Genomic DNA, 21,413 nt, shown 5'->3' on the forward strand with positions numbered 1-21,413 from the left:
TAAAAGATCTGATGAAAAGACTATTTTTTGCAGCAACTCTCATTTTGATGGTGGCCGCGTGTAAAGACAAATCAAAAGACACAGCAACGGCCACGACAAAAAACCATGAGCAACAAATGGCAGATATACTTCCTGAACCTAAAGTGCAGATCAAGACAATAGGCATCCTCCTTTATGATAACTATGCGGTTTTGGATGCGATGGGGCCTTACCATGTATTGAGTGAACTCATGGGCGCTAAAGTGTTCTTTGTGGGTCGTCATAAAGGATTGATCACCACCGGTGGCGGTATGAAGGTGCAATGTGATACCTCCATTAACGAAGTCAAGCAATTGGATATCCTGGTTATACCCGGCGGCCTGAATGAAACCTTTACCGCCACGAAAGATACCGCTTTGCTGAACTGGATAAAGGCGATAGATGTCCACTCCAAATACACCACCAGCGTTTGTACAGGTGCCTGGATACTGGCCTCGACTGGTTTACTTAAAGGTCATGAAGCCACTACGCATTGGTTCGGTAAGCAGATTTTAAAAGATCAGTTCGGTATCACCGCAGAAGATAAACGTTATGTTCAAAGCGGTAAGTATTGGACAAGTGCAGGAGTTTCTGCGGGAATCGATATGAGCCTCGGATTGATCAATGAAATCATGGGTGAAAAGTACACCCAAACCGTGATGCTTGACCTGGAGTACGATCCTCAACCACCGGTCAAAGGCGGCAGTGAGCATAACACGGATAAAGCGATAGTTGAAAGTGTACGCACCATGTATAACAGTGCTTTACAACCTTTGCTGCACCCAGAAACCGTTTCCGCAAAAGCTAAAATTGACAATGATAAAGACCCGGTTTGTGGAATGGCCCTGGCCGGTTATGCCGATACGGTTCATTACAAAGGAAAGATCATCGGCTTTTGTTCAGCACGTTGCAAAGCAGGTTTCCAGAGAAATCCGACCGCTTACGAAATTCATACAATTAAATAATTAACGGGACTTAAATCATTAAACAATATGAAAAAATTAATCACCCTGCTAATGCTGGCAATCACCGGCTTAACGGTAAGTGCTAAACCAAACCCCGGTGACCCTAAAAAGGCTGCTAAAACTGGTACAGTTGCGGTTCATTTCAAAAACGTAATGGACGGCAAAGCCCTGAAATTGAATGACAGTTTATCGCTGTATCAAAACGCTAATGGTGATGATCTTAAGATCACCACGTTTAAATACTATATCAGCAACGTTAGCCTCATCGCAAAGAATGGCGATAAGATAGCGATACCTGATTCTTATTTTTTGGTGAACGCGGCGGATTCCACTACGCTAAACCAGCAGATCACCAATATTCCCGAAGGAAAATACACGGGCATCACGTTTACTATTGGCGTGGACAGCTTGCGTAATTTCGCTGGTGCGCAAACCGGTGTACTTGACCCCGCTAAAGGAATGTTCTGGAGTTGGAACAGCGGTTATATCTTTGTGAAACTGGAAGGAGAATCTCCAAAATCAACGGCTAAGAAACACCGTTTGACCTTCCACATCGGCGGTGCTAAAGACCCGAATAACACAATCCGCACATTCACGCAAAAGTTCCCGAAGACCTTAAAGATCAGCGATGGCAAATTACCTGAACTGGAATTGGTGGCTAATGCAGGGGCTTTGTTCCAGGGCAAAACTACTGTAGATTTTGCCAAACTCAATTTCACGATGGGCGGGCCGAATTCAGTTGTCGTGGCGGATAATTACGCGGATGGACTTTTTAAGATCACCAAAGTAACGAACTGATATGAAAGCTAAGGGAATTGTCTTTTTAGTGCTGCTCGGTTTTATTACTGTTTGCACGGCATTCAATTATGGGTTTAAGGGAATCAATTATGGTATCACAGCAGATAGCGTTCGCTTCGCCGTACCTGCCAATTTCCCTAAGCCCGTATATGATTTTAAAGACAATCCGGTAACCAGCAATGGGTTTAAGTTGGGGAGGATCTTATTCTACGATCCGATCATATCAAAAGATAAGTCCATATCCTGCGCGAATTGCCACCAGTCTTTTGCCGCCTTTGCTAACCTCGACCATGCGGTAAGCCACGGCGTAGATGAATGCTTAGGCACAAGAAATGCGCCGCCCTTATTTAACCTCGCCTGGCAAAAAGAGTTTATGTGGGATGGTGGTGTGCATCATATTGAAGTTTCGCCGATGAACGCGATGACCAACCCCTGCGAAATGGCAACCGACCTGAATACCATCGTGAGCAGGCTACAGGAAACGAAAGCTTACCCTACTTTATTCAAAGCGGCTTTTGGCACAACGGAGATCAATTCACAGCGCACGTTCAGGGCATTGGCACAGTTCACCAGTATGCTTGTTTCGGCTAATTCCAAGTATGATAAGTATATCAGACAAGAAAAAGGCGGCGATCTTACCGAGGAGGAAACGGCGGGTTATGCCTTATTTAAACAAAAATGCAGCACCTGTCATCAGGAACCGTTATTCACAGACCTATCTTACCGTAGCAATGGCCTTGACCTGAAGCCGGATGATATTGGCCGGGACAGCATCACACACCAGGAAACAGACCGGGGTAAATTCCGCGTACCGTCTTTGCGCAACATCGAACTAACCAGCCCTTACATGCACGATGGCAGGTTTGAAACATTGAAAGAAGTATTAGCCCATTATAATTCCGGCGTAAAGCCGACTGCAAACCTTGACCCCATTTTACATCAAAACAATGTTTACGGGATAAAACTTAGCATCATCCAACAAAACCAGCTGATCGCCTTTCTCAAAACCTTAACCGACAGGGACTTTGTGAACGACAAGCGTTTCCAGGCACCTGAATAAAATCTTAAAACATAAACCATTTAAAAACAACAGAAATGAAAACTTTAAAAACAACAGCCTTATTTTTAGCAATGACATTGCTATCAATCGTAACCGTTAAAGCACAAAACGGCCAAACAAAACCTATCAATACGGTGATCACCAATTACCTGGCACTAAAAGATGCTTTAGTAAGTGGTGATGGTACAGTGGCCGAGGCTAAAGCGAAAACTTTGCTGGCATCCATTGGGGAAATCCCGAAAACAGGGTTAAATGCGGATGAGGCCGCTTTGCTGCCTAAACTTGAATTTGACAGCAGGCATATCAGCGAAGTGAACAAGATCGATCATCAGCGCGAACACTTCGCCAGCCTTTCCAACAACCTGTACACTTTGGTTAAAAAACTGAAAGTAAATAATAACGTGCTTTACCGCCAGTACTGCACCATGACCAAACGCTATTTTCTAAGTGAATCTGATAAAGGAAAAGATCCTTACATGGGTATGGCTAATTGCAGTAAGGTAACTGAAACTTTGCCTGCGGCTAGAAAATAAAGGACTTAGCTTTAAACAAAAAAACTCTCAGCTGTGCTGAGAGTTTTTTTTGTTTAATATATATAGGATTTTCTTTGACAGTTAATACGTTATTGAGAATGTACTTGGATCATTGTTAATAACGTAATTACCAATGGTGCAATTATGCGGTCTTTACGCCGAATATATAACCAACAAGTGCAGTAATACCCATTGCAATAGTTCCCCAAAAGCAAATTCTTATGATGCCTTTCGTGACATTTGATCCTCCTGCTTTTGCGGCAACGCCGCCAGAAAAAGCAAGGAATATAGTAGAAAAACCGTATAACAAATAAACCATAACACTTACCGGAGCAAATAAGGAAACTAAAAAAGGTAGTAGACCGCCGGAGATAAAAGATGCCCCCGAAGCTAAGGCAGCTTGAAGTGGTTTAGGTGTAGAAAATTCATTAATGCCTAATTCGTCTTTGGCATGAGCTTCAAGCGCATCATGCTTCGTCAGTTGTATAGCTACCTGAAGAGCCAATTCGCTATCCAGTCCTCTTTTTTGATAAATTTTGGCAAGCTCTTTTAATTCAACTTCCGGCATTGTTTCAAGTTCCTTTTTTTCCCGTTCCAGATCTGCAGATTCGATGTCTGATTGTGAACTAACAGAAACATATTCACCTGCTGCCATAGAAAGCGCACCAGCTACCAGACCCGCTAATGCCGCCAGGACAATAGGGCCTCTTGTATTGCTTGCAGCCGCAACACCAATAGCAATACTTGTAGTCGAAAGGATGCCATCGTTTGCTCCTAAAACTGCGGCTCGTAACCATCCGCTCCTATTGGTATAATGTTCTTCTAGTTCCACAATATGATTTAAGGATATGTAACGAAATTACCATTTTTTAAAGTAGAAGTTTAAATTATAAATAATTGATAATTAGACCTTTTATGAATTAAGACAAAAAGTGAAATATTTGCAAATATTCAAGATTTCAACAGAATCCACCGTAAGTTTGTTTATCGGAAGCCAATTGAACGTTTTGGCATCCGTAATGATTTAGCACTAACGATGATTTGTTGGCAATGTTGGTTAGCAAATTTTAAGAAAGTATTATAGCCTTAAAACTCAACATTCGCCCTGATGCCCAACATATTTACCGGCCCTGGCCTTTATTACAAGCCTGATTGATGATAACTGGTAATCTGGCGATAGCCATAATTTACGCTGATAAGCGTTGACCTTGTAATAAGTTTCAGCAATCATTTAAGGTGCGTAATTCAATTTCCCATTACCGATCAGGAAACCATACCCACCTGCGCCTAAATAATTACGATGAGGTTTAGTCTATCTAGTCGTTTCGTGGCTTACAAAGCTCATAAAACATTGCAGAACTGCACAAGTTAGCTTTTCTGTTGAATAAGTTTGATCTTAGCAGAAACGAAACAAAGCTTCGTCAATGGAAATACTTAAAGCCGTTATCAATTACATCTCACCCATGTCCCCGAATATCTTGACCTTTTTAAACCGGGAATTAAGGTGTCGGTAAAAAATAAGAGCGACCTATTGGAAGGAGGTGACATTTGCAAAAGTATTATATTAACTACCCATAAGCCTTATAAAGCGTTCCGGATCTCACACCGGAACGCCAAATTACCTTCACAGTAATCAACTAAATCAATCAACCTTATGCTGATCAATTACCGACGCTTTCTCAGGGCGGCAGTGCTTTACACCTGAACTAAGCAGGTTATTATTTTTTCAGCGATGCCATATCGATCACAAAGCGGTAATGCACATCACCTTTTTCCAAACGCTCGTAAGCCTCGTTGATATCCTGAATGTTGATCATTTCAATATCAGCGGTGATGTTGTGTTCAGCGCAGAAGTCCAGCATTTCCTGGGTTTCGGCAATACCGCCAATGTTGGAACCCGAGAAGCTACGCCTGCCTTTGATCACATTGAACGCGCCGATAGGCAATTGTTCCGGTGGAAGGCCAACCAGCACGACACTTCCATCCACCCGTAACAAGTTCAAATAAACATTAATATCATGTTTGGCTGAAACGGTATCCAGGATCATATCGAGGCTGCTGTTGTATTTTGCCATTTGATCCGGATCGGAAGATAAGACGGCTTCATCGGCACCTAAGCGCCTGGCATCATCTACCTTTTTAGCCGAAGTAGTGAACACCACTACGTGAGCGCCTAAGGCTTTTGCAATTTTGATACCTACGTGGCCTAAACCGCCGATACCCAAAACCCCAACCTTTTTACCCGGGCCTATATTCCAGTGCTTAAAGGGTGAATAAACGGTGATACCGGCACAAAGCAAAGGTGCTGCAGCGGCAAGGTCCAGGCTTTCCGGAATATGCAATACATAATTTTCATCGGTCACGATGCTTTCAGAGTAACCACCATAAGTAAATTCGCCAGCACCTGACTTGTGGTCTGGTGAGTTGAAAGACATGGTAGTTTCTACTTTACAGAACATTTCAAGGTCTTCCTTGCAATACTCACACTCCCGGCAACTGTCAACGATACAGCCAACACCGGCCAGATCGCCCACTTTAAACTTGGTAACATGGTTTCCCACCGAGATCACCCGGCCTACCATTTCGTGCCCGGGGACCATCGGGAAATGAGCGCCGCCGAAATCATCATGTGCCTGGTGCAGATCAGAGTGGCAAATGCCACAGAATAATATCTCAATTTCTACATCGTGCGCCGCAACAGCACGGCGTTGTATTGTCATTTCTTTTAACGGTGCTTTGGCAACTTCCGCACCAAAGGCTTTTACATTTTTAGTTTCCATATTGATTTTGATAGTATGAATAGTAATGATGTTTAATTCGGTAATAGACCGGCATGTAAAGCCAGCATTTTCCAGGGATCATGCGGATTGGCCCTGATAAAGACTTCCAGATAAGACAAGTGTATTGTTTTTTGAGAACCGTTAATGGTAATTGTAAATTTTCCTTTACCACCAACCGTAGCCGTATTGTTAACTACACTGGCGAAGTTCTCTTCTATAACGATATTATTGTGAACCACCTTGCCCCCGGTTAAGGTAGCCATATACGCTGACCTGTCCTGACGATCACCGGCACTGGTGAAGGCCGTGAACCCTTTGGCTAATGTTTGATCCAAAGAGTCAATTTTATTTTCCACTTCCCAGGAAAAAACCTTGCCGGATAGTTTAAGAATTGCCGCTTCGTCCGGTGATTGGGAGAATCCTGCCAAGGCCAGCAGCATTAATCCGGTTGAAATAACTATTGTTTTCATTTTTTACCTGTTATTTCATTGATGGCACTGATCGCATTTAAGGTTCTCGGATAACCGATGTAGGGCAATAGTTGTGTCGTTACGGTCAATAAGGTCTGTTTATCGTTGCCCACATTTAAGTTGGCCTGGATATGGCCTTTAACCTGGGATTCTGCACCACCAAGACTGATCAGCATGGAATAGGTAAGCAGTTCACGTGTTTTAATATCCAGTCCGGTGCGGGTATAATAATCCCCGAAACAATTTGCAGAGAGGAACTTTTGAATGTGCAGCTGTTCCGGAGGTGATTGTGCATACATCTCGTCGATCCGGCTGCCAACGATCTCCTTTTGTAAAGCCAGACCTTTTTCCTGCCTGTTTTGCGGCATGGTGGTAGACTGCCCGGGTAGCGGCAATTCGATACCCCGGCTAAGTAATACCTCATTCGTAGCATGTAAAAAATCAAGCACTTTGGAGACCCCAACGTAAGGCACAGACTGATAAAGCACTTCTTTAATTTCAATCGCTGTTGCACCTACATTTAAAGCGCCACCGACCATTACTTTATATTCGGTCAGGGCCTGGGATGCAATAGTAGAACCGAGGATCATCAACACCCTTGTTTTGGTATCCAGGTTGCCATAGGCGATCACTTCGTCAAAAGCGAAATTGTCAAACAATTCGATAAACTCCGGGTCGGTCTTTTGCATGGTTGAAACGTAGTTGGGCAGCAATTCTTCGTGGTTTTTGATGGCTGCTTCTGTCAGTTTCAGTGGCTTTGGCTGAGCACTGCTTTGATGATCTTTGTTATAATCTGCATCAGTAACCGGGGTCATCCAGATGGTACCGTTTGTTGCCGATGGAACGATGGCGATATGCGTCATCGCGCTTTCGTGCGAAGCGCCATGCCAGTGTTCTACATTTACCGGGATCTTAACCACATCGCCTTCTTTAATCACCTGTATGGGCTTGCCCTTTTGCTGGTAGTAGCCCACGCCTGCCGTTAAGATCAGGATCTGTCCATGCGGGTGGGTATGCCAGTTGGTTCGTGCCTTAGCTTCAAAAGTTACTTTACCTACGGTGCTGTTTAGATTATCGTCCGGGTTTACCGCCATGGTTACGAACACATTGCCGGTGAAATTTTCTTTTGGGGCAGGTTGCCCCTTACCTGTTATTGATGTCATGTTATATATCTTATTGTTTTTACTGACCTGGGCCATTGACTGGTTTGCTGAAAACAGGCATAAACATATCGCGAACAGGAGTTCTTTTCTAATAGCCATGATCTGTCGTTTTTTAATAATTTTATTTTAGTGTTTTCATATCGATCACATACCTGAACTTTACCTTGCCGTCCAGTACGTTCTGATAAGCATTAGTAACGGTGGGGCCATCAGCTTTGATGATTTCCACTTCAGGATAAATATGGTTGGCTACTGAATAATCCAGCATTTCCTGGGTTTCTTTAATACCACCGATCTGTGAACCGAACACTTTACGGTTACCCTGCCATACCAGTTTATCAATAGGTATAACCGGCATTTTAGCTGTTGGCGGCAAGCCTACAATAGCTAACTGTCCATCGATTTTTAACATTTTCAGGTACATACCGGGATCGTATGCGGCAGGAATCGTGCTCAGGATAAAATTGAGCGAGTCATCCAAACCTTTCAATTGGGTAGTATCGGTTACGTTCACATAACGGGCAGCGCCCAGGCGCAGGGCATCCGCACGCTTGTCTTCTGTAATATCGAAAACGGTGACTTCAGCGCCTAACTTCACGGCATATTGCACGGCCATGTGACCTAAACCGCCGAAACCGGCAACACCAACTTTAACGCCTTTTTTGATCCCCACGTAGTGGATCGGGGAATAGGTCGTGATACCGGCGCAAAGCAGTGGGGCCACCCTTTTCAAATCCGCATTAGCAGGTATTTTGATCGCAAAGTTTTCGGTTAGTGTAATGTTGTTGGAGTAACCGCCCTGGGTAGTTTCATGGTCGTGGAACTGGTCCTTGGAATGGTAAGTAAATACGGCCTGCTTACAATATTGCTCTAACCCGGCCTTGCAATACTCACAATGGCCGCAGGAGTTGACCAGGCACCCTACACCTGCGTAGTCTCCGACTTTAAATTTGGTAACGCTTTTTCCGACTTTAACAACACGGCCTGCAATTTCATGACCCGGAACCATCGGAAAGGTTTCTTTGGTCCAATCCTGGCGGACATGATGGACATCACTGTGACAGATACTCGCGTAAAGTATTTCAATTTGGATGTCATTGTCTCCCACCGCGTGGCGTGAAAAGCTGTAAGGTTTAAACTGGCCGTCGCCGGATAACACGGCCAGGCCTTTGGCCGGGATACGCCCGGTTTGCGCGTAAACTGCTGAGAAGAGCGTCATTGCCAATAGCATGGCTAAACTGAGTAATTTTTTCATAGATGTAGATTTTTGTAGGTGTTTAATTATTTGAAATAGATTACTGAGGTTTGCTGATCCCCAGATTCTCATTTTTGTACAGGTCAGGATCTTTGACCAGCTTAGCGACGAAAGCAGCGATACTCTTCCTGGAGATGGCCGAGCCCGTTTCCGGTTCGCCTTTGTGGGTGAGGACATAATCCACTTCATTGGCACTGGTAAACCATTCCGGGCGAAGTATGGTATAATCCAAACCTGAACTTTCGATCACATCTGCCAGCTTTCTGTAAGGAACCAACACCGGTTTCAAAGGCGTTATATAAATGCCAATGGAGCTAATGGCAATTACTCTTTTTACACCGGTTTCCTGCATGGCTTTTACAATGTTTTTGGCCATTGCTTCCAGATCACCGGCAAGGTTGATGTATACGATATCCTGGCCCGAGACGGCATTTTTAAGCTTGGCATAATCCATCACGTCGGCTTCTACAACGGTACAGTTGGTGGTATCATTGGTAATGTTTTTTCTGTTCCTTGCCAGTAAAGTGAGCTGAACACCGGGTAAATTTCGCACGGTATCTATTACATATTTGGCCAAGCTCCCGCTGGCGCCGATCACTAATACTTTTTTCATGTTCTTTTGCGTATTTATGGGTTTGTTTTGTGCATTGCTATCGCTTGAAAACAAGCTCATCAGGGTGATGAATAACAGCAATAGCTTTTTCATTGTCTTAAATGATGATTAAACAGTTTTAAACTTTTCGCTTTTCCGCAGCGCATAAAATCCTAATATTCCCGAAACGCCTAATAACACAATTCCGGCGCTGAGAATAGCTTTAAAATCGATCAGGTCAGCTAAATAACCCCAGCCGCCTGCCATTAATGCGCCTCCTGCAGCCAGGGCTATGGCAATATTGGAGAAGATCTTTGCATAATCTTTTCCTCCGAAAACGGTTCTAACCAGTAAGGCTGTCTCTACGGTAACACCCGCATAAGCCCAGCCGAATAAAAAACCGCCTCCTGCCATCACAGCCATTCCGGTTTTGCCCAATAATAAAAGCACAAAACCAGCCATACCCAATCCCGCTGAAGCGAATATTCCGTAACGCGGGCTTTTATCATTCAGCCAGCCTAAAGCAACTTTCCCAATGGTAACGCCTAACATAATGGCAGATGCTACGATACCCGATTGTTCTACTGAATAGCCAACGTTCACCACATAAGCCGGGAGAAATAAATTGATGGTGGAAACCGCGATCATCAGGAAAGCAAAAACGATCAGGGCATAGAATACAGGGGATCTTATCGCATGAGCATAATCAACGCCTGATTTCACAGTTTCGGCTTGTTTTTCGCCTATGGCTTGAAGCCCTTTGTCTCCCGGATAGTTCCTTAATAATAAAGCCAGCAAGGGGGTAACCAAAACAAGTATGATTGCCCCAAAAATGAGGTAGGTAGTACGCCAGCCATAATGCGCAATTAAATAGCCGCCAAAAGGATTAAAGATCACACCGCCGATTCCTGAAGCCGCACTACAAAGGCCAATGAAGAAACCGATGTTGGAATTGAACCAGCGGTTGATCATGGTAGGATAACTGAGGTATAACAGGAACGCCAGCGTTAACCCGATCAGGCCGCCAGCTACATAAAACTGCCAGACAGCGGTTAATTGAGACATGGCCAATAAGACGATCCCTAACAGGGCCGAGCTTAATGTTAACAGCCACCTTGCACTGTATTTATCCATCAATTGACCTGCTTTAGTCAGCATCAGCGTAGAAAGCAGGTAAATAAAGGTCATGTATAAGCCAAAGTCGCCAACTGAGACCTTCAGTTCTGAGCTTACAGGCTTATAAAATATGCCGGCACAGCTCATCACTAACCCGATGTTGATACCCATGATGAGGCAGCAACAAAAAACGATCACATAACCGTAATGAAATTTGATGAGTGTTGACATGCCGGTCTTTTTAATTCTTTTCCGGTTGAAGCGGGCCGTAGAAATAAGATGCCGTAGCGCCACCGTCGATCAGAAAATCCGAACCGGTGATGAATGCCCCGGCTTTTGATAGCAATAACTCGGCAACATTGGCTACCTCGTCGGCGATACCTGGACGACCGGCAGGGCTTTTGGCGAACATATTCTTGTAGAAATCTCCCCTTGGCCCGTTAATTTCATCCAAAGCTAAAGGAGTGATGATGATACCCGGTGAAATGGCGTTGACCCTTGCGCCCCGCTCAGCCCATTTAACAGCTTCCGCCATCACCCTTTTCCCATTTGCACGCTTAGCCATCTGGTAAGCATGAAGGGTGTCTTTGATATTTTCAGGTTTCAGCATATCCAGCTGCAGCAGGTCTTCAACTGGTGTTGTGGCTAAAAGCCTGTCTTCATCGGCGGTCAAAGCAGGCATCCGGTAACCGGATTGACTGGAAATAACAACACCTGTTCCTCCCGTTTTGATCACCTTCCCGAATTCTTCCAATAACATTGATGTTCCATACAGATCCACTTTCAGTATATGCTCAATAGATGCCTGGCTTGGTGATACGCCCGCTGCATTGATAAACATGGAGATCTCGCCTTCTTCCTGCGCGGCTGCGATCAATTTAAGAACAGACTTTTTCGATGAAATGTCTACTTCGGCAGGAACTACGTCGAAGCCTGCTTCGGTCAATGTTTTAGCAATGGCCTGAGCGTTTTCCAGCTTCCAGTCTGCTATAAAAATTTTATTTCCATAGCCCATCCTTCTGACGATGGCCATGCCCAGTTGGCCAGCTCCTGTCAATACGATGATATCTTTATTCTCTTTCATTTTCGATAATTGAATTTCTAAACAGATTCTTGTTAGTACTGATTCAATAAGACAAAGGTCTGCTGTCCGCTTCACTTACTGCTTATACACATTACTGCATTACCTACCATTATTACTGGTGATGGGCAGTTTAGCCAGCCACTTTTTCACATCTGCCTCCGCCTGAATTTGATAATCTCCTTTGATCACCAGTAACTGGCCGTCGCGTTCTATCCCGCCTTTCATCGTAAAACCTTCCAGCACTTTGCTGTTAGGGCAAAGCGATTTCACCGTTTGGAATGTTGATCCGATGCCGTATCCCGCATTGGTATTGAATGGAATGATCGTTTTGCCTGATAAGTTGTATTGATGCAAAAAACTCTTCATGGGCGGTGGCAATTGCATGCCCCAGGTTGGAAAGCCAACGAAAATAACATCGTACTTTCCCATACTGTCTATCTTCGTTTTTAGTGGTGGCAAATAGCCTGTTTCATTTTCGTGTTCTACCTGTGCTACCGTAGTTTTGTAATCTTGGGGATATGGTTTTAATAATTCTATCGCTACTACATCACCACCAGTATTTTTCCGGATTATTTCGGCAATAGCTTTAGTGTTATTGGTACGGGACAGATAAACGATCAGTATTTTTTGATCACCTGTAAACTTCGGCATCGGTAGGGTAGTATTTTGAGCATGGGAACAGAATGAAAAAAGACATATCGCTATGACCAGTACCATCGCTTTAGCATTCATTGACTTCATCATGGTGATGGTTATTTCCCCACCCTTTGTTGTAAATGCGCGGGATAGCGGTCGCCTAGGATAGTGGTATTCGCGTAGGCATCATCAATAGCCTTAACTTCTTCTTCCGAAAGGTCTACCGATGCACCGCCAATATTTTCTGTTAAACGGTGAGACTTTGTGGTGCCGGGAATAGGTACGATCCATGGTTTTTGTGCCAGTAACCAACCCAATGCGATCTGTGCAGGTGTTGCTTCTTTTTGTTTGGCAATATTGCCTAACAGATCAACCAGTTTCTGATTCGCTTTCCGGTTTTCCTCGTTAAAGCGGGGTACTGAATTACGAAAATCTGTGCTGTCAAATTTGGTATCTTTATTGATCGCCCCAGTTAAAAAGCCTTTACCCAATGGACTAAAGGGCACAAAACCGATCCCTAATTCCTCCAGTACAGGGATGATTGCTTTTTCAGGCTCCCGCCACCAGATCGAATATTCGCTTTGTAAAGCGGTTACAGGTTGCACAGCGTGCGCTTTGCGGATAGATTCTACCCCGGCTTCTGAAAGGCCAAAGTGCTTTACCTTACCTGCTGCAATTAGATCTTTTACAATACCTGCAACATCCTCCATCGGTACATTGGGATCAACACGGTGCTGGTAAAACAAGTCGATCACATCGGTTCTTAACCTTTTTAACGAAGCTTCAACCACCTGTTTAATGCGTTCCGGCTTACTGTTTAATCCTTTATGTGAATCGCCATCTTCGAACCCGAACTTCGTAGCGATCACCACATCCTTGCGGAAAGGGGCCAAAGCCTCACCAACCAGTTCTTCATTGGTAAAGGGTCCATAACATTCTGCCGTATCAAAGAAGGTGATCCCTTGTTCATATGCTTCTCTGATCAGCTGAATCCCCTGCTGTTTATCTGTAGCGGGCCCGTAACCAAAACTTAAACCCATGCAGCCTAATCCAAGTGCTGATACTTCCAGTCCGTTGTTTCCTAATTTTCTCTTTTCCATTTTATAAATGTTTTGTTATCCTATCCTCTGATAGGTACAAAGTTCGGTCGCAATTTGGTGCGTTTTGTTATACAGATCACTGCATTACCTACCATTATTACTCATTGGAACCGTCGCATGAACAAATCACTTACCGGATAACTATCTTTGATTCAGATAAAAAAAAGCAAATGGAAAATGTGATGAAGGTCGATACCATCGGTCAGTACAACGCGCTTAACAACAACGAAACCCTGCATCCGCTGGTTAATATTGTTGACCTGTCAAAGGCAGACAAAAGACCGAACCGCCGCAGCAACTATGGTTTTTATGCTGTATTTCTGAAAGAGATCAAATGTGGTGATCTGCATTACGGCTGTAATTACTACGATTATGAAGAAGGAACCTTAGTATTTGTCGGGCCAGGCCAAGTGATCGGTGTGGAAAACAATGGTGAGCTATACCAGCCCAAAGGACAAGCATTGGTTTTTCATGCCGATCTTTTAAGGGGCACTTCACTTGGCCGTCATATTACCGACTATAATTTCTTTTCCTATGAAGTGCATGAGGCGCTCCACTTATCCGAAAGCGAGCGTAAAATCATATTTGATTGCTACGACAAGATCAGGAATGAACTTGAACGCGGCATCGATAAACATAGTAAAACATTGATCGTAAGCAATATCGAGCTTTTGCTTAACTACTGCGTGCGCTTTTATGACCGGCAGTTTATCACACGTGAAAACGTCAATAAGGGCATACTCCAAAAATTCGAGGAGTTACTGAATGACTATTTTACATCGGGCAAACCCAAAGACCTGGGGTTACCTTCTGTCACTTATTGTGCAGACCAACTCAACCTATCGGCTAATTATTTCGGCGACCTGATCAAAAAGGAAACAGGCAAATCTGCCCAGGAATACATCCAGTTGAAAACGATGGATGTAGCCAAAGAGAAAATATTTGACACCTCTAAGTCAGTAAGTGAGATCGCTTATGAATTGGGGTTTAAATACCCGCAGCACTTTACAAGGTCTTTTAAACAGCATACAGGTTTCACCCCAAATGATTACAGAATGTTAAATTGATATTGCCATAATAGTATTGCGCCTCGTTAAAATAGCTATTGCTTAACGGTAACAGATACTGTAAATCAACTTGAATTCCATAATTTATCTATATTTGGAATATGGATAATCATTTAGCGCCATCACAGGATTTTTCCCGAAGCGACTTAAAGCTAAAGGGATTTAAAATTTATGAGGTTGATTCCAGCTTTAAGGCAGCGCCTTCATTCAACAGAAGGGATTACTATAAGATATCCCTCGATACAGGCCATATCGTGATCCGATATGGTGATCAGCTATTTGAAACGGAAGGCACCCTTATTTTCAGGCTTCGAATACTTTCGCAAAGTCTTGGGCAAATGCTTTGAAATCTCTCGTAGACAGCCCGGTTACACGCTGTACACCCCAACTAATTGTCACTGCCCCGCCCCGTACGTCATGCGCATATCTTCCAGCAAACATTCAGTCTGGCGTTCAAAGAAAAACCTATAGTTAACAATAGCTTGAGTATATCGTCAGCCGCAACGTTAATATATTGGATAATTTTACACGTGTCAGCGCTAAGTTGGTTAAAGATTACCTTTCTTATCAATAAATAAGTAAGATCTGACTTTATATACTGATTGCGCATGATTGTTAGGCCGCGACCCAACCTAAATGAGATTGTCTTATAATGAATTTAATTCAAATGCTAACTATTTGTAGTTTGTAAGGTTGGGCACATTTCACTCTTATTTTTGAACAGCCAATTTGCCTTCAAGTTCTGTCCAGGCCCCGCCGTTGTAAACATGAGTAAATCCGCGCTTTTTGAGCACTTCTACAGCCTTAATACTTCTAAGCCCATGAGAGCAACAGGTGATGATTGGCCGTTTGCCGGTGAGAGCTGACAATGCTGAAGTCTTGAGTTGGGATAGTGGTATGTTCACCGCGCCCGCAATATGCCCTCCGCTAAACTCTGAAACCGTCCTGACATCGAGAATAATCGGATTTTGTTTGAGGTGCTTACTCAAATCTGCGTCTACATTTGCCGTGCTATACGCTTTATAACCACAATAGATCACTAATGCGATGACCGCAAATATTCCTACAATTTTCATTTTCTTTAATTTTAATATTTATACTCCATTAACTTACCGTACTAAGGGTCTGTGTACAACTGACATGAATGGCCACGGAGAAAATGCCAGCACAAGAATCAGGGCAATGGTAAAATATACTGCCATAAACTTCAATTTTTTATTGTCTGGTTTTGCCACTTTTACCTGGTAAACCCCAACGCTGGTTACTATCGGAACAGCAAGCATTACTGCGCTATGAAAAAGGGCGAAATAAGTTGTTTCTCCCGTTTGACGTCCATCGGCCAGATGCCGAAAAAAATAAGCTCTTAACGGGTTGGCCATGTAAAGGCTGATGCCTATCATTACAGATAAAACGACCAAAATTTGGGTTGATTTGACTAACTGCCGGTGTCGATTGTCAAAATGATTTTTATTGAACAAGCTGATCCATGCCAATACTGACGTGGATAGCAAACTGCCGAATACCAACCAACGAAACATGGAATGCAAGATGAGCAGAAAATGAAAAACCATTTAAACCTCCGGGTTTACATTTGTATTAACATCTTTTAATATATATCTGTCGATATAAAATGTACCGAAAGGAATGATACAGGCAATAAGTACCTTCCAGGTTGTTTGCCTGAATTTCCAGTGTTGTTCCACGCCAACACTTAGCGTATTAAAAACGAATAGCAGAAATAAAAGGCCATGAACGGGGCCCATTGATTTTACCAATTCGGGGTTATGCGTTATGTATTTCAACGGGACTGCTATAAATAGCAACACCAAAAGAGAGGTGCCTTCCAAATAGCCAACAAGCCGTAAGCGGCCAACTGAAGTTTTAATTAATTTGATCATGTTTTTTTGATTAAAAGTTTTCGCAGACACCACATTATTGTTATCCGCATCGCTACGTTTAACAAATGCATCTCCAATATCCAATTAAAAGCCCCTCGCAAATGGCCTGCTTGTAAGTGGGGAAAACGGCCAGGGGATGGCGATGAAAATCACTAAGAGTGCCAAGCTAAACCAGGTAAGCATCGTGCCAAATTTTTCCGCGTCCTTAATTTGCCTTTTAGCTTTTGCAGAACCTACTGTGATCAGCACTACCGCGAACAGCATCATGCTGATATGAAAGTACCTGAAAAAGGACTGTTCATTAAATAATTTATTAGGGTTATCGGCTATTTGATACATGACAATTGGACTTTGTACATATATAGCCATCCCGAGCATCAACTGTATATGCGCAATTGTCGCCGTCCAGTGACGCCATTTGTTTGCTGCACTGGAGAATACCAATTTATTTGTTTTTCCCTTGTAAGAAATGTAAATAGAATAAATGAGACTGCCCAAGACAAGCCACCGCCAAAATGAATGAAGAAAAAGCAGAAAAGGATGCATAAGATACTAATTAAACATACCAAATAGTATGTTTTAGGTTAAAAAAAATAGCTGCCACCATACTTTAATAAATTTCACAGAAGAGTTCATATTACTATAAATAAGTATATTCATTTCATCAAAAGATACCGCTTAGTATGTTTTGCAAACGTAGCTAATTGGTTTTTAATTTTATAAAAACCAATGTCATAAAAAAGCAATTAATGTTATTGGATGGTTGTCCCTCGTTATCAAACAAATACGGTTTTTTAATAAAAAGTTCACTAAAAAAAATGGCTATGACTTGCGTACGACATCCAAGCCGCAAATAAATTAAAAACATATATAACTTTGTGCCATACTAATTAGTATGTAAATGTCAAAAGCGGAAGAAACAAGAACAGAGATTCTTAGAAAAGCATTCGGTCTGATTTATCAGAAAGGTTATCAGGCTACAAGTATTGATGATATATTGGCGACCACCCAGGTAACTAAAGGCGCTTTCTATTACCACTTTAAAAATAAAGAGGAAATGGGTCTGGCAATCATTAAAGAAATTATGCACAAAGAAGTCCGACCAGCTGTAAAAAATTCTGTCGCTAGCGTTGATTTCCGAAAGAATCTTTATAAGATGCTTAAAGATCTACTGATAGATCACCCATTCATGACAGCAGAATATGGTTGCCCGGCTGTTAACCTGATCCAGGAAATGGCACCGCTGAACGATCCGTTCCGTCAAGAATTGAAAAAGAATTTAAAAGAATGGCAGAAAGCCATCGAAGATGAAATTACAAGAGCGCAAAACACCGGGCAATTGAGCGATGATTATGATACAGGAGCAATTGCCCTGCACGTTATTACCTTATATCATGGCGTACGTAATATGGGAAAAGTGCTGGGCAAAGCTTACTACATCATATTTCTGAAGGAATTTGATGATTATCTTCAGTCATTAAAATGATTTTTAATAGGCTTGAATATAGCAAACGTCTTTTTGGCTACTGTGAAAATGAACAGCAGGAAATTGCCAACTGGAAAAGTGTAACCTTGTCCACAGATTTCGATTAACTATGAGTAAACCGTCAAATCCGCCATACCAGTTTCAATCTATTTCAGAACTGCACGTCATTCTGGAATTGCCAAAGCCCAAACATCCTTTGCGTGTTTTTAATGACTTTTCCGGCCTTGACATTTTTCTTACTTATAATACAAGTGGATTCCGACTATCCCAAAGTTACATTCTCATTTACCAGTAAAGCAAAGATAGCCTACGCCAGATAAAAAGTAAAGGCTGTACAAGCGGGCGGTATTTGTTCGCTTTCAGCGGTCCCGCCCGCCTTGACATTTTATCCGGCTACGCGCTGTTAGTTGCTCAACTGGTAAGAATGGAATGCCTTGAGCCTGACTTGCAGAGTGTGCAAGCACGGCGGCGAAAAAGGGCGTGGCATCCTAAAAAACGACTTTTTTTCTTCAAAAACATTCATTATATTTGTATAACAAGTTCATTGACTATCTATTACGAGTGCTTTAAGGATTCAAATGAGATCAAATGACGTCTAATAAAACGAGACCCATTCGGTTACCACTTCCTAAATTTAACTTGATAACTTTAACATAATCAACCTTTTAAGGAGTAGGATAATAATCCTGCCATCCCGACCAAGACGAAAGTCAAAAGTCGTTAAAACCCTTTAAATCAATGATTTAAAGGGTTTTTTTATGTTTTCTAAATCAGAAAATATCAATAAATATCATCAGTTTCATGTCTTATTCGTGGTCTGTTTTTGAAGGCCTATCTTCGCTCCTTGAAGTTCTCAATCAATTGACTGTAAGTTAGTTAAGAACGTCGTTTGATACTTTTTGACGACAAGTGACATTCCAAAACGCGTGAATTATGTTTCTTTAAATCGGCAAGTATCTGATTGTTAATTTTTTAAAACAAAAAATCAGGACGATGAACCCAACAAGAAGCACATTTGGCCTTATTTTCTTCACGAAAAAAGCCAATGAAAATGGCGAATGCCGTATTTATTCCCGTATTACCATTAATGGTAAAAGCGTTGACCTGTCTACAAAACGGATAGTCGATAAGATCTTATGGAACTCCGCCAAAGGCATGGCCCGCGGCACCAGTAAGGAATCTCTCGAAGTCAACGACTATCTTGAACAATTCCGTTCAGGCGTGGTAGATGCCTACCAGGAAGCGATCATACAACAAAAGCCACTCACCCCCGAAAACATCCGAAACGCCTTTTTAGGTCAGGATGAAGCCGCCCATCCTTTTCAAGATCTTTTTAATTACCACAACGAACATGAAAAACAAGTGCTTGCTAAAGGTACTATGAAAAACTATTATACCACCCAGGATTATATCCTGCAATTCCTGAAAAAAAGTAAAAAACCTGCCGAATGGGACATCAGCCAGTTGTCCTATAAATTCATCGCCGATTTTGAATTATTCCTGCGCACGTTTAAAAAGAAAGACGACCCGCAGCCGCTTAACAATAACGGCGTGATGAAACATTTGGAACGTTTTAAGAAAATGATCAATATGGCGGTTACTATTGAATGGCTGGACAAAGACCCTTTCGTTAAACACAAACTCAAATTCAACTCCAAGGAACGAGGTTATCTGAGCGAAGAAGAATTGGCTTTGGTGGAAACCAAAGAACTTAAAACAGATAAGTTAATGTATGTACGCGATCTCTTTTTGTTCGGGTGCTATACCGGGCTCTCCTATATTGATGCTATCAATTTAACCGCAAACAATTTAATGATCGGTATAGATAAAGAACACTGGCTGATCACTCAACGGCAGAAATCTGCTAAGCCTGTTAAGTTACCCTTACTACCGGTGGCCGCAGAACTTATTACTAAACATAGGCACGATCCGCGTGCTATCAGCAACGGTACGATATTCCGTCCGATCTCTAATCAGAAACTGAATGATTATTTAAAAGATTTAGCCCGTGAATGCGGTATCGATAAAAATTTCAGTTTCCATTTAGCACGGCACACTTTTGCCACTACCGTCACACTGGCAAACGGGGTGCCCATAGAAACCGTTAGCAAAATGCTAGGTCATACCAAAATATCTACGACGCAGATATACGCTAAGGTTGTTGAGCGAAAGGTTAGCGAGGACATGCAGGCTTTACGGTCAAAACTTAGTCGTAAAACGGTACCTGACGGGGAAATGATAATATTAAAATAAAGTTGGTTATTTGCCAACTTTATATTTACTTTGCTCTGTTGCCGGAAAATCCGGCAATGGGCGATAGCAGAACAACTCGAACCCAACAGATAGAAAAATTAAAAGAAAGGAGATCGCAGATGGTTAACAAAAATTTTTACAAGGATGGAAATTATCTATCAGAAAAAACTGCGGGATTTTGCGAAGAAACACGCGGATGCTGCTAACAGTGTAAGCACCTGGCGCAAAGTTGTGCTGGAGGCCAAATGGAAAAAGGGAACAGATATTTTAGCTGATTTCCCCAAGGCAAAACTTATTCCCGCCAAGCGGGCCCGTTTTAAGATTGTCGGTAATAAATACCGCCTTATCATCGAGGTGGATTATGACGACGGGATCGTAGAGGTCAGGTTCATCGGAACCCATGCCGAATACGACCAAGTAGATGCGGGTTCGGTCTGAGCCGGATAATACTTAAAAAGATGAATGAAAAACCACAGTGGTTTTTAATTGAAACCGAACAAGAGTACAACAATGCTATTGCCCAGTACGAAACGGTCAAAGATGCAACAGCGGGAGCTGCTCATAAAGAAAAACTCCTGCTGGTGCACCTGATCGCGGATTATGAGAACCGGTCATGGGATCTCCCTGAGGTAGATCCCGTAGAAATGATCAAGATCCGAATGGAAGATTTTGGATACAAAGCAGCCGATCTTGCAGCCGTATATGGTGATAAAGGCACCGTAAGTAAAGTGCTAAATTATAAACAGCCTTTATCACTTACGATGATCAGGAAATTCAGTGAACTGTTACATTTACCCACCTCGGCGCTGGTTAAAGAGTACGACTTGGTAAATTAAGGTGTCACAAAATGTGTCACCTTAATTTATTGATAATTGCCGCTCAAAAAGATTTCTCATTGAAAGTCCCCCAATATTAAAATTAAGACTTTCAGCTTTTGTTAAGTGCGATATCATTTGCCTTATTTTATAGAGATATATAGAAATTCGTAGATTACATTAAAAACGCTACTGCAATTTGCAAATTGTCTGATTTTGAACGCTTTGATATCTTTTGGCCTGCTGTTCAATTTAGCCAACCTGCTATTTTACACATTGACTTGTAAAATATATAGATTAATAAAAATTGAACGTCAAAAGGAC

At 42.5% G+C, this 21,413-nt stretch carries 25 protein-coding genes; 10 read left to right on the forward strand and 15 right to left on the reverse strand.

Annotated features, from left to right (window positions below):
• Positions 1-11 precede the first annotated feature (11 nt).
• Genes BDD43_RS15000 through BDD43_RS15015 form a run of 4 tightly spaced genes read left to right on the forward strand, consistent with a single transcriptional unit; the run spans position 12 to position 3,374 of the window.
• Positions 12-983, forward strand: coding sequence for a DJ-1/PfpI family protein (locus BDD43_RS15000; protein ID WP_008507868.1), 972 nt, complete (start codon positions 12-14; stop codon positions 981-983).
• Between the two features lie 27 nt (positions 984-1,010).
• The gene (locus tag BDD43_RS15005) at positions 1,011-1,781 is read left to right on the forward strand and encodes an MbnP family protein (RefSeq protein WP_121198438.1); all 771 of its coding nucleotides are present in this window, start codon (positions 1,011-1,013) and stop codon (positions 1,779-1,781) included.
• 1 nt (position 1,782) lies between these two features.
• Entirely contained in the window at positions 1,783-2,841 is a 1,059-nt protein-coding gene (locus BDD43_RS15010) for a cytochrome-c peroxidase (protein ID WP_121198439.1), read from the forward strand.
• 35 nt (positions 2,842-2,876) lie between these two features.
• Positions 2,877-3,374 carry a DUF3347 domain-containing protein gene (locus tag BDD43_RS15015; RefSeq protein WP_121198440.1) on the forward strand — a complete coding sequence of 166 codons (498 nt, stop codon included), beginning with the start codon at positions 2,877-2,879 and terminating at the stop codon, positions 3,372-3,374.
• A gap of 142 nt (positions 3,375-3,516) precedes the next feature.
• Here BDD43_RS15015 and BDD43_RS15020 read toward each other — a convergent pair whose 3' ends face one another.
• The 11 genes from BDD43_RS15020 to BDD43_RS15070 form a co-directional block, all read right to left on the reverse strand.
• The gene (locus BDD43_RS15020) at positions 3,517-4,206 is read right to left on the reverse strand and encodes a VIT1/CCC1 transporter family protein (protein WP_121198441.1); all 690 of its coding nucleotides are present in this window, start codon (positions 4,204-4,206) and stop codon (positions 3,517-3,519) included.
• A gap of 261 nt (positions 4,207-4,467) precedes the next feature.
• Positions 4,468-4,605 carry a hypothetical protein gene (locus BDD43_RS30065; protein WP_162847075.1) on the reverse strand — a complete coding sequence of 46 codons (138 nt, stop codon included), beginning with the start codon at positions 4,603-4,605 and terminating at the stop codon, positions 4,468-4,470.
• Positions 4,606-5,092: 487 nt separating this feature from the next.
• Entirely contained in the window at positions 5,093-6,154 is a 1,062-nt protein-coding gene (locus BDD43_RS15030; protein WP_121198442.1) for an NAD(P)-dependent alcohol dehydrogenase, read from the reverse strand.
• A gap of 32 nt (positions 6,155-6,186) precedes the next feature.
• The gene (locus BDD43_RS15035) at positions 6,187-6,624 is read right to left on the reverse strand and encodes a DUF4440 domain-containing protein (protein WP_121198443.1); all 438 of its coding nucleotides are present in this window, start codon (positions 6,622-6,624) and stop codon (positions 6,187-6,189) included.
• A complete protein-coding gene (locus BDD43_RS15040; RefSeq protein ID WP_211339678.1) occupies positions 6,621-7,886 on the reverse strand; it encodes a cupin domain-containing carboxymuconolactone decarboxylase family protein in 1,266 nt (421 codons plus the stop codon). The genes BDD43_RS15035 and BDD43_RS15040 overlap by 4 nt, the downstream gene beginning before the upstream one ends.
• Positions 7,887-7,908: 22 nt before the next feature.
• Positions 7,909-9,042 (reverse strand): NAD(P)-dependent alcohol dehydrogenase, encoded by a 1,134-nt coding sequence (locus tag BDD43_RS15045; protein WP_121198444.1) that lies wholly within the window; start codon positions 9,040-9,042, stop codon positions 7,909-7,911.
• Between the two features lie 40 nt (positions 9,043-9,082).
• Positions 9,083-9,748: an NAD(P)H-binding protein gene (locus tag BDD43_RS15050; RefSeq protein ID WP_211339679.1), complete on the reverse strand. Its 666-nt coding sequence runs from the start codon at positions 9,746-9,748 to the stop codon at positions 9,083-9,085.
• Between the two features lie 15 nt (positions 9,749-9,763).
• Complete coding sequence (locus BDD43_RS15055) at positions 9,764-10,981, reverse strand: MFS transporter (protein ID WP_121198445.1); 1,218 nt, start codon at positions 10,979-10,981, stop codon at positions 9,764-9,766.
• Positions 10,982-10,991: 10 nt separating this feature from the next.
• Positions 10,992-11,834, reverse strand: coding sequence for an SDR family oxidoreductase (locus BDD43_RS15060; RefSeq protein WP_121198446.1), 843 nt, complete (start codon positions 11,832-11,834; stop codon positions 10,992-10,994).
• Positions 11,835-11,933: 99 nt separating this feature from the next.
• Positions 11,934-12,485: a flavodoxin gene (locus BDD43_RS15065; RefSeq protein WP_246001591.1), complete on the reverse strand. Its 552-nt coding sequence runs from the start codon at positions 12,483-12,485 to the stop codon at positions 11,934-11,936.
• A gap of 101 nt (positions 12,486-12,586) precedes the next feature.
• Positions 12,587-13,570 (reverse strand): aldo/keto reductase, encoded by a 984-nt coding sequence (locus tag BDD43_RS15070; protein ID WP_121198448.1) that lies wholly within the window; start codon positions 13,568-13,570, stop codon positions 12,587-12,589.
• Positions 13,571-13,740: 170 nt separating this feature from the next.
• On the opposite strand from BDD43_RS15070, the gene BDD43_RS15075 reads away from it, so the two are divergent.
• Together BDD43_RS15075 and BDD43_RS15080 are read left to right on the forward strand one after the other, a co-directional pair.
• Complete coding sequence (locus BDD43_RS15075; RefSeq protein ID WP_121201991.1) at positions 13,741-14,637, forward strand: helix-turn-helix domain-containing protein; 897 nt, start codon at positions 13,741-13,743, stop codon at positions 14,635-14,637.
• Between the two features lie 101 nt (positions 14,638-14,738).
• Positions 14,739-14,984, forward strand: coding sequence for a hypothetical protein (locus tag BDD43_RS15080; RefSeq protein WP_121198449.1), 246 nt, complete (start codon positions 14,739-14,741; stop codon positions 14,982-14,984).
• Positions 14,985-15,347: 363 nt separating this feature from the next.
• Here the strand turns inward: BDD43_RS15080 and BDD43_RS15085 are convergent, their stop codons facing one another.
• The 4 genes from BDD43_RS15085 to BDD43_RS15100 all read right to left on the reverse strand — a co-directional run bounded on the left by BDD43_RS15085 (position 15,348) and on the right by BDD43_RS15100 (position 17,081).
• Positions 15,348-15,713, reverse strand: coding sequence for a rhodanese-like domain-containing protein (locus BDD43_RS15085; protein ID WP_121198450.1), 366 nt, complete (start codon positions 15,711-15,713; stop codon positions 15,348-15,350).
• A gap of 33 nt (positions 15,714-15,746) precedes the next feature.
• On the reverse strand, positions 15,747-16,130 hold the full coding sequence (locus tag BDD43_RS29725) for a hypothetical protein (protein ID WP_162847076.1): 384 nt from the start codon (positions 16,128-16,130) through the stop codon (positions 15,747-15,749).
• Positions 16,131-16,208: 78 nt separating this feature from the next.
• Positions 16,209-16,535 carry a DUF3817 domain-containing protein gene (locus tag BDD43_RS15095; RefSeq protein ID WP_121201992.1) on the reverse strand — a complete coding sequence of 109 codons (327 nt, stop codon included), beginning with the start codon at positions 16,533-16,535 and terminating at the stop codon, positions 16,209-16,211.
• Positions 16,536-16,619: 84 nt separating this feature from the next.
• Positions 16,620-17,081 (reverse strand): hypothetical protein, encoded by a 462-nt coding sequence (locus tag BDD43_RS15100; RefSeq protein WP_121198452.1) that lies wholly within the window; start codon positions 17,079-17,081, stop codon positions 16,620-16,622.
• A 355-nt stretch (positions 17,082-17,436) separates the two neighbouring features.
• Between BDD43_RS15100 and BDD43_RS15105 the strand changes: the two genes are divergently transcribed.
• The 4 genes from BDD43_RS15105 (at position 17,437) to BDD43_RS15120 (ending at position 21,110) form a co-directional block, all read left to right on the forward strand.
• Positions 17,437-18,021: a TetR/AcrR family transcriptional regulator gene (locus BDD43_RS15105; RefSeq protein WP_121198453.1), complete on the forward strand. Its 585-nt coding sequence runs from the start codon at positions 17,437-17,439 to the stop codon at positions 18,019-18,021.
• A gap of 993 nt (positions 18,022-19,014) precedes the next feature.
• On the forward strand, positions 19,015-20,274 hold the full coding sequence (locus tag BDD43_RS15110; protein ID WP_121198454.1) for a site-specific integrase: 1,260 nt from the start codon (positions 19,015-19,017) through the stop codon (positions 20,272-20,274).
• A 144-nt stretch (positions 20,275-20,418) separates the two neighbouring features.
• Entirely contained in the window at positions 20,419-20,712 is a 294-nt protein-coding gene (locus BDD43_RS15115) for a type II toxin-antitoxin system HigB family toxin (RefSeq protein ID WP_121198455.1), read from the forward strand.
• A gap of 20 nt (positions 20,713-20,732) precedes the next feature.
• Entirely contained in the window at positions 20,733-21,110 is a 378-nt protein-coding gene (locus BDD43_RS15120) for a helix-turn-helix domain-containing protein (RefSeq protein WP_121198456.1), read from the forward strand.
• Positions 21,111-21,413: the final 303 nt, after the last annotated feature.

The sequence above is a fragment of the Mucilaginibacter gracilis genome (genome assembly GCF_003633615.1).
Lineage (GTDB): Bacteria > Bacteroidota > Bacteroidia > Sphingobacteriales > Sphingobacteriaceae > Mucilaginibacter > Mucilaginibacter gracilis.